The sequence below is a fragment of the Streptomyces sp. NPDC101166 genome, assembly GCF_044768125.1.
Classification (GTDB): Bacteria; Actinomycetota; Actinomycetes; order Streptomycetales; family Streptomycetaceae; genus Streptomyces.
In genome coordinates this window covers 48541-57555 of sequence record NZ_JBIWPF010000010.1, presented here as the reverse complement: position 1 = coordinate 57555, position 9015 = coordinate 48541, and the positions used below count along the sequence as shown (strand labels likewise).

The 9015-nt window shown below is 73.9% G+C and carries 6 protein-coding genes; 1 reads left to right on the top strand and 5 read right to left on the bottom strand.

Annotated elements, in window-relative coordinates:
* Positions 1–188: 188 nt before the first annotated feature.
* On the bottom strand, positions 189–1637 hold the full coding sequence (locus ACIRS4_RS18960; RefSeq protein WP_404196931.1) for a DUF6350 family protein: 1449 nt from the start codon (positions 1635–1637) through the stop codon (positions 189–191).
* Positions 1638–1733: 96 nt separating this feature from the next.
* On the opposite strand from ACIRS4_RS18960, the gene ACIRS4_RS18955 reads away from it, so the two are divergent.
* Complete coding sequence (locus tag ACIRS4_RS18955; RefSeq protein ID WP_404196928.1) at positions 1734–2879, top strand: helix-turn-helix domain-containing protein; 1146 nt, start codon at positions 1734–1736, stop codon at positions 2877–2879.
* Positions 2880–3004: 125 nt separating this feature from the next.
* On the opposite strand, the gene sucD is transcribed toward ACIRS4_RS18955, so the two are convergent.
* The 4 genes from sucD to ACIRS4_RS18935 form a co-directional block, all read right to left on the bottom strand.
* Positions 3005–3889: a succinate--CoA ligase subunit alpha gene (gene sucD, locus ACIRS4_RS18950; protein WP_404196925.1), complete on the bottom strand. Its 885-nt coding sequence runs from the start codon at positions 3887–3889 to the stop codon at positions 3005–3007.
* Between the two features lie 21 nt (positions 3890–3910).
* Positions 3911–5089, bottom strand: a complete 1179-nt coding sequence (gene sucC / locus ACIRS4_RS18945; RefSeq protein ID WP_404196922.1) for an ADP-forming succinate--CoA ligase subunit beta — start codon at positions 5087–5089, stop codon at positions 3911–3913.
* Between the two features lie 300 nt (positions 5090–5389).
* Complete coding sequence (locus tag ACIRS4_RS18940) at positions 5390–6640, bottom strand: VWA domain-containing protein (protein ID WP_404196919.1); 1251 nt, start codon at positions 6638–6640, stop codon at positions 5390–5392.
* On the bottom strand, positions 6637–8973 hold the full coding sequence (locus ACIRS4_RS18935) for a DUF5682 family protein (protein WP_404196916.1): 2337 nt from the start codon (positions 8971–8973) through the stop codon (positions 6637–6639). The genes ACIRS4_RS18940 and ACIRS4_RS18935 overlap by 4 nt, the downstream gene beginning before the upstream one ends.
* Between the last annotated feature and the right edge of the window lie 42 nt (positions 8974–9015).

Genomic DNA, 9015 nt, shown 5'->3' with positions numbered 1-9015 from the left:
AGCAGAGCCGACACCGCGCGGCGGACGTGACGGCGTCCGCCTCGTAACCGCCCGGCGTGAGCACCCGGCGGGAACCCGCGAGCAGAGCCACCGCCGGAGCCAGGAGCAAAGCCGACGCGGGGGTCCGGGGGCGGCAGCTCCCGGGGTCGGGACGGGAAGGGGCGGCGGGGGCGAGACCCATCCGGCGGTCACAACCCCACCCCGCCCTCCTCCACGAAGTCATAGAGGTCGTCGTCCCGGACGCTCTCCGCCACCTCCTCCGCCACGGGCCCCGTACGCCGCCGCACCCCCCGTGCCGCCACCCCCACAGGCACCCCCACCCCCACGACCCACAAGACCACCGCACCCCCCACCTCCCACCACACCGGCCCGAAGCGAGCCAGCGCCCCCACCCCCAACGGCCCGCCTGCCAGCCCCGCCAGCAAGGCGAATCCCACTGCGCACACCACCCCCGACCACACCACCACCCCCACAGTCCTCCCGAAACCCCACCGCTCACCGCAACCGCCGGCCTCGCCAACGGCATCGGCATCCCCCGCCCCCCGAGCCGCCCGCCCCACAACCCACCCGACCAACCCCGCGGCCACCCCCGGCACCACACCGGCGACCCAGTTGACCCAACCCCCCGCCCCCTCGGCAGGCACCGCCGCCAGCAGAGGAAACGGCGGCAGCAAGGGCGCCGGCGCCGACCCCAGCGGCCCCACCACGTGACCCGCCCCCAACACGAACCCGGGCCCCAGTGCATACCCCGCCCCCCACACCGCCGCGTTGGGCACCAGCGCCACACACAGCAGCAACACCGCGAACCGCCCGGACCACCCCTCGGTGAGCTGCACCAACGCCCCCCGCGCAGTCCCCAGGTGCCACAGCGACGACACCGCCACCAACAGGGCCCCGCCCCCCACCAGCACGGCCACGCCGAGCCCCGCCGCCCGCAGCGCGACACGGCCGCCGGCCCCGGCCGCCCCGGCCGCGCCGTCCTGGGCCCCGAGGAACAGCCACCGCACCCCCACGACCCCTCGCAGCACCCGCTCCACCGGCCCCCACGGCCGGCCGTACCCGGTCCACACCCCCACCCCCGCCGCCGCCGCCACGAGCGCGGGCAGACACACCGCCGTCCACACCCACGACGGTCGCAGCACCCCGCCCGCCGCATACGCCACGGCGCACACACCCACCGCGAGGTAGCCGGCGACGACCCCCGCCCACGCCGTCCGGGGACTCACCAGCGGCACGCTCCCGCTCGCCCCGCCCCCGCCCCCGCCGCCGTCCACCGCGTCCCGCGCCGCCCGGTGCACCAGCCACACCGGCAGCGCCAGCAGCAGCAACGGCGTGACCCCCATCGGCGCCGGCGCCCCGGACAACGTCTCGGTGCGCACCAGCTCGGCCCCGTGGGCCAGCACCCACAGCGAGGCCGCCACACGCAACGCGCTCCCCGGCCCGCTATCGGGATACGGCGAACTGATCCACAGCATCGTCACGAGCACGGCGAGCGCGCCGAGCCCCAGCCCGGCGGCCAGAGCTCCGCCCAGCAGCCCGGCGCCCAGGCCCGCGGGCGAACGGTCGAGCAGCCGGGCGCGCAGAAGCGACGGCGACGGCAACGGTCGGCGAAGGGGCTTTCGGATCACGCCCGTCATGGTCCCAACGACACGCGCCTTCCCGTCGTAATAGGCGAACTGCCGTTGTGTCGCTCAATATACGTTTATGTACTTTTCTGGACGGAGGGGCGACCGGTGACGACACAGAGCCCTGGCACCCCGCTCCCCCCGCCCAAGGAACGCCGACGCCTGCGCGAGCACGCCTCGCTGACGCAGGCTCAGCTCGCCGCCCGACTGGGCGTCAGCCGGGAGACGGTGCGATCGTGGGAGGCCGGCCGTACGACTCCCCAAGGCAGCAGAAGAGAGGCGTACGCGAAGCTGCTCGCCACGCTCGCCTGCCCGCCGGCGCTCCCCCCGGAGACCACCCGCGGAACACGGCCGGACGCACGGACGAAGAGACCGCACCGTGAAGACCGAGCGCCCGCGGACTCCCCCGTCGCCCAGTCCGCCGCCGGTTCTTGCGCCGCCGGCTCCCCCGCCGCCGCCCAGACCCCCACCGAGGCCTTCGACGCCCTCTACGCCCACTGCGCCCCCTCCCTCGTCCGGCAGGCCTACCTCCTCACCGGCCGCCGTGAACTCGCCCGCGAGTCGGTCGAACAGGCTTTCCAGGCCGCCTGGCACCGCTGGCCCGAGGTGGCCGTCGACCCCGACCCCGCGGGCTGGGTGCGGGCGACGACCCACGAGTACGCCCTCTCCCCCTGGCACCAGTTCCGCCCCCGGTTCCGCAACCCCGAGCCCCCGCCCGCCATCCCCGCCGACCGTGCGCTGATGGACGTACTGCTGTCCCTCCCACCGTCCTACCGCCGCACCCTCCTGCTGTACGACGGGATCGGCCTCGGGCTGCCGGAGACCGCGGCGGAGACGGAGGCCAGCACGCCCGCCACCGCGAGCCGTCTGCTGCACGCCCGCGAGGCGGTCGTCGCGCGCCTGCCCGATCTGGCGGCCCCCGGACTGCTGCGCCGGCGGCTGGCGGAGGTGGCGTCCGCGGAGCGCCTGCGCGCCGCCAGACCCGCCGTCGTCCGCATGGGCGGCGAACGCCGGGCCCGGCTGTGGACGAGAGCGGCGATCACCTTCACGGTCGCCCTGATCAGCGTGACCGTCCTGGCCCTGTACACGGCCCCGACCCGCTATGAACCACCGGTCCCCCCGGGCCGGACGGTCCCCGGAGTCCCTCCGAGAGCGGCGCCCGGCCCGCTGTCCGCCACGGAGCTGGCCCTGAGAGCCAAACTCAGAGCCCAGCTGTTCAACGGCCCCCAAAGGCTGAGCCCGCAACCGCGGTAGCTTCCGCCGGCCCCGGGCGCCCCTCGGGCGACAATGCCTCGGAAAACGCCGACGGGCCCGCCCCCACAGGGGAGCGGGCCCGCTCACGCTGAACTCGCGCGGTTCAAGCTCGGCGCAGCCGGACGTCAGCCGGCGAGGATCTCCCGCGCCAGCTTCGCCGTCTCGGTGGGCGTCTTGCCCACCTTGACGCCGGCGGCCTCGAGGGCCTCCTTCTTCGCCTGGGCGGTGCCGGAGGAACCGGAGACGATCGCGCCGGCGTGGCCCATCGTCTTGCCCTCGGGCGCGGTGAAGCCCGCGACGTAGCCGACGACCGGCTTCTTCACGTTCTCCGCGATGTACGCCGCGGCACGCTCCTCGGCGTCGCCGCCGATCTCGCCGATCATCACGATCAGGTCGGTGTCGGGGTCGGCCTCGAACGCGGCGAGCGCGTCGATGTGGGTCGTGCCGATGACCGGGTCGCCACCGATGCCGACGGCCGACGAGAAGCCGATGTCCCGCAGCTCGTACATCATCTGGTACGTCAGCGTGCCGGACTTCGACACCAGGCCGATACGGCCCGGCTTGGTGATGTCGCCCGGGATGATGCCGGCGTTGGACTGGCCCGGCGTGATGAGGCCGGGGCAGTTCGGGCCGATGATCCGGGTCTTGTTGCCCTGGGACACGGCGTACGCGTAGAACGCGGCCGAGTCGTGGACGGCGATGCCCTCGGTGATGACGACCGCGAGCGGGATCTCGGCGTCGATGGCCTCGACGACGGCGGCCTTGGCGAAGGCCGGCGGGACGAAGAGGACGGACACGTTGGCGCCCGTCTTCTCCATGGCCTCGGCGACCGTGCCGAAGACCGGGATCTCGGTGCCGTCGATGTCGACGGACGTGCCCGCCTTGCGGGGGTTCACGCCACCGACGATGTTCGTGCCGTCGGCCAGCATGAGCTTGGTGTGCTTCATGCCCGTGGCACCGGTCATGCCCTGGACGATGACCTTGCTGTCCTTGTTGAGGAAGATAGCCATGGCTGTTTAGTCCCTCGTCCCTTACTTCGCAGCCGCGAGCTCGGCGGCCTTGTCGGCCGCGCCGTCCATGGTGTCCACGCGCTGGACCAGCGGGTGGTTGGCGTCGGAGAGGATCTTGCGACCCAGCTCGGCGTTGTTGCCGTCCAGACGGACGACGAGGGGCTTGGTGACTTCCTCGCCCTTGTCCTTGAGCAGCTGCAGCGCCTGGACGATGCCGTTTGCGACCTCGTCACAGGCGGTGATGCCACCGAAGACGTTGACGAAGACGGACTTGACGTCCGGGTCGCCGAGGATGATCTCCAGGCCGTTCGCCATGACGGCGGCGGACGCGCCACCGCCGATGTCGAGGAAGTTGGCCGGCTTCACGCCGCCGTGCTTCTCACCGGCGTACGCGACGACGTCCAGGGTGCTCATGACGAGACCCGCGCCGTTGCCGATGATGCCGACCTCACCGTCGAGCTTGACGTAGTTGAGGTTCTTCTCCTTGGCGGCGGCCTCGAGCGGGTTGGCCGCGTCCTTGTCCTGGAGGGCCTCATGCTCCGGCTGACGGAACTCAGCGTTCTCGTCCAGGGAGACCTTGCCGTCCAGGGCGATGACCTCACCCGAGGCGACCTTGGCCAGCGGGTTGACCTCGACGAGGAGCGCGTCCTCTTCGATGAAGGTCTTCCACAGGGTGACCAGGACGTTCTCGACCTTGTCGGCGACCTCGGCCGGGAAGTTCGCGGCCTGGACGATCTGGCGGGCGACCTCGGGGGTCACACCCACGTTGGCGTCGATCGGGGTCTTGGCGACGGCCTCGGGGCGGGTCTCCGCCACCTCCTCGATCTCCATGCCGCCCTCGACGGAGGCGATGGAGAGGAAGGTGCGGTTGGCGCGGTCCAGGAGGAAGGAGACGTAGTACTCCTCCACGATCTCCGGGGCCGTCTCGGCGATCATCACCTTGTGGACCGTGTGGCCCTTGATGTCCATGCCGAGGATGTTGGTCGCGTGCTCGACCGCCTCGTCGGCGGTCGCCGCCAGCTTCACGCCGCCGGCCTTGCCGCGGCCGCCGACCTTCACCTGGGCCTTGACGACGGACTTGCCACCGAGACGCTCAGTGGCTGCGCGGGCCGCCTCAGGCGTGTCGATGACTTCACCGGCCAGCACCGGTACATCGTGCTTGGCGAAGAGGTCCCTCGCCTGGTACTCGAACAGGTCCACGCGCTTCCGTCCCTATCAGTGATCTCGCGGTTCGTTGTCTGCGTGGGCGTGCCGCGAGGGCAACGTGACGTCCGCTGTCTGTCACAAGGGAGGCGCACACGGTGTCCGAGCGCGCGGCATGTCCGTCTCGCAGGTTATCTCTGCTTCCGGGAGGCCTCTAAATCGAGGGTCACACCTGAGCGGTGATACCTGTCACATGATGCCGGGCTCACTGGCACCCCGTGCCGGGAGGGAGGGGGCTCACCGAGCCGGGGCCGCCCCGGTGAGCCCGCGACGGGCCCCGCGGGGTCTCCAGGCAGGTCAGCCGCGCGGCGCCGCGGCGCCCTCCGGGTCCGGCACCGGCAGCGGACGTCTCTCGATCGCCGCCGCCATCACCTCGGGGAACAGGTCGGGTGTGCAGGCGAACGCCGGCGCGCCCAGTGCCGCGAGCGCGGCCGCGTGCTCCCGGTCGTAGGCCGGCGCCCCCTCGTCCGACAGCGCGAGCAGCGCGACGAACTGCACGCCCGACGCCTTCATCGCCGCGACCCGCTTCAGCATCTCGTCCCGTATGCCGCCCTCGTACAGGTCGCTGACGAGCACCACCACCGTGTCCGCCGGACGGGTGATCCGGGCCTGGCAGTGGGCGAGCGCCCGGTTGATGTCCGTGCCGCCGCCGAGCTGGGTGCCGAACAGGACGTCCACGGGATCGTCGAGCTGGTCGGTGAGGTCGACGACCGCCGTGTCGAAGACGACGAGCCGGGTGCTGATCGACCGCATCGACGCCAGCACCGCCCCGAACACCGAGGCGTACACCACCGAGGCCGCCATGGACCCCGACTGGTCGACGCAGAGGATCACCTCCTTCTTCACCGACCGCGACGCCCGCCCGTACCCGACGAGCCGCTCGGGCACGAGCGTGCGCCGCTCGGGCAGGTAGTGCTTGAGGTTGGCGGCGATCGTGCGGTTCCAGTCGATGTCGTGGTGCCGGGGTCTGGCGACCCGCGCGCTGCGGTCGAGAGCGCCGGTGATCGTGGCCCGGGTGCGGGTGGCGAGCCGCTTCTCCAGCTCCTGGACCACCTTGCGGACGACGGCCCGCGCCGTCTCCCGCGTCGTCTCCGGCATCGCCTTGTTCAGCGAGAGCAGCGTGCCGACGAGATGCACGTCCGCCTCCACCGCCTCCAGCATCTCCGGCTCCAGCAGCAGCGCGGACAGTCCGAGCCGGTCGACGGCGTCCCGCTGCATCACCTGGACGACGGAGGAAGGGAAGTAGGCGCGGATGTCCCCGAGCCAGCGCGCCACGGCGGGCGCCGAAGCCCCGAGCCCCGCCGAACGGTCCCTCCCCGACCGCGGTGCGTCTGCCTTCCTCGCCTTCCTTCCCTGCTCCCCGTAGAGCGCGTCGAGCGCGCCGTCCATGGCCGCGTCACGCCCTGACAGCGCGTGAGCGGTGCCGTCCGCCTCGTCGCCGCCCAGCACGAGCCGCCAGCGCCGCAGCCGCTCCGCCGGGGCGCCCCCCGCCTCCCTCTCCCGATCGGCCCCCGCCGGTTCTGCCGTCCCTACCGGCCCCCTCGTCATGCGCCCACCTCCACCAGGTCGTCGTCGCCCAGCAGCAGCCGGACCACCGGCAGCACGGCGTCCGCCCGCTCCCCGTCGGCTTCGGCGGCGAAGCCGGGTGTCCCGGACGCCGCTCCCACCACGTCCGCCCGCTGCTCGGGCCCGCGCCGCACCAGTTCCCCGAGCGTTCTGCGCACCCCCGTCTCATACGCCGCGAACGTCCGCCGCAGCAGCGGCAGCACGTCCGTGAACGCCTCGACGGAGACTCCCGTCAGCCACGCGTCGACCAGCGCGAGCAGCCGTTCGTCGTGCACGAGGAGCAGCCCGCCGCCCGCGCCGCCTCCGACGAAGCCCTCGATCCAGGCGGCCGCGTCCGCCGGCGGCGTTCTCGGCGACAGCGCGAGCCCCATCAGCCGGGCCGCCTCCTCGCCCGCCACCTCCCCCTCGTCCAGCAGCAACCGGACGGCCCGCCCCCGGACGACCCCGGCCACCGCGTCCCGAGCGGCCAGCGTGCGCAGCACCCGCAGCCAGCGTCGGCGCAGCCCGCCCTGACGGGTGCCGGCGGCGTCACCACTTCTCTCTCCCGGTCCTGCCGTCTCCGCCAGCAGCCCGACCGCCCCGTGCACCGCGTCGACGTGGCGCCGCATCTCCTCGGCCGCCTCGGCGTCCAGCGCGGCGCACGCGGGGGGCAGGCCGACGAAGACCCGCTCGGCGAGCCCGGCGGCGACGCCGGCCAGCGCACCGGTGTCGGTGCCGCGCACATCGCCGTAGCGCTGGGCACGGACCAGGGCGGGCAGAGCCTGGGCGAGGTGGCCGACGTCGGCGTCGAGCGCGGCGCGGTCGGCGAGGACCCGCATCACGGTCGGCAGCGCGTCCGGCAGGCCGGCCAGGAGGCAGCGCTCGGCGAGCGCGGTCACCTCGGCGAGGTCCCGGGCGGCGACGGCGTCGGCCTGCGCCTTGGCGGTCGCGGCGGCGAGGACGGTCGTCCCCCACACCCCGGCCTCGGCGACCCGCACCGACAGCTCCGGCTCCCAGCGCAGCCGCCACGTCTCCCGGAACGTTCCCGTGCTCCCACGCGAGGCGGCCGGCCGGCCCCACGGGACGTGCAGCAGCCTGAGCCGGTGCAGCAGCCGGCTGCGCTCGGCGTCGTTGTCCTTGCGCAGGTCGAGCTCCGCCTCCCGTTCACGCGCCTCCGGTTTCAGCCGCAGCCGCCGCTGCGTCCTGTCCAGGTCGCGCTGCAACGGCACCGCCGGCGCCCCGGCGGGCACCTCCCCCAGCGCGTCCCCGACGACCAGCCGGTCGTGCACCAGGGCCAGCGGCACGTCGGACCCCTCGCACAGCACCGCCCGCACGGCGTCCGTCGTCTCCCCCAGGCCGGGCAGCGGACGGCCGCGCAGCGCGGCGAGCGCCTCGGCGAGCCGCACCGCCTCGATGACGTGCGCCGGGGACACGATCCGGTCCTCTTCCCGCAACAGGCCCGCGACCTTCGTCAGCCAGCGCTCCACGGGCCGGTCCGGCGCGGCGAACAGGTGTGCGTACCAGCCCGGCGAGTCGACCCCCGCGCCGTACCCCCCGACCCGCGCCAGTCTGCGGTGCGTCCAGGGCACCCAGGTCAGGTCGGCCTTCACCCTGGGCAGGCCCTTCAGCAGCGCCCGGTCGGCCGCGACGGTCGTCCGCCGCCGCAGCGCGGGGACATGCCAGGCCCCGCACACCACGGCCACCCCGCCGGCCCCGTGCTCCCGCAGCGCCGCCCGCAACCGGAGCCGCATGGACGCCTCGCGCAGGGCGTCCCTGTCGTCGTCGACGCCGCCAGTGCCGTCGTACGCCTCCCGCAGCGCCGTCATGGCCTCCTCCAGCGCGGCGAAGGGCGCGAACGGGTCCCGCTCCCCCGCCGAGCGGTGTTCGACGACGTCCTCCCACCAGCGCTCGGGATCGTCATGACCGGCGGTGCCGGCGAGCGCCGCGAGGGGGTCGACGCGCAGGCCCTCGACTCCCCCGTCCTCCCCCTCCTCCTCTTTGTCCCAGGCCAGCGAGTGGGCGGCCGGCAGGTCGATGAACCGGGCCGGCACCCCGTGCTCCAGGGCCCAGCGCAACGCGACCCACTCGGGGGAGAACTCGGCCATCGGCCAGAACGCCGACCGTCCGGGCTCGTCCACGGCGTGCCCGAGGAGCGCGACCGGCGGCCGCATGTCCTCGTGGGCGGCCAGCGCGATCAGCGCGTCGGCCTCCGGCGGGCCCTCGATCAGCACCGTCCGGGGCCGGGCCGCCTCCAGTGCGGCACGCACCCCCCGGGCCGAACCGGGCCCGTGGTGCCGCACACCGAGCAGCAGCGGCCGCTCCGCGACGTCCCTCATCCGGGCCTCCTCCGCCCGCGCGTGCCCGCCGGACCGTCGCCC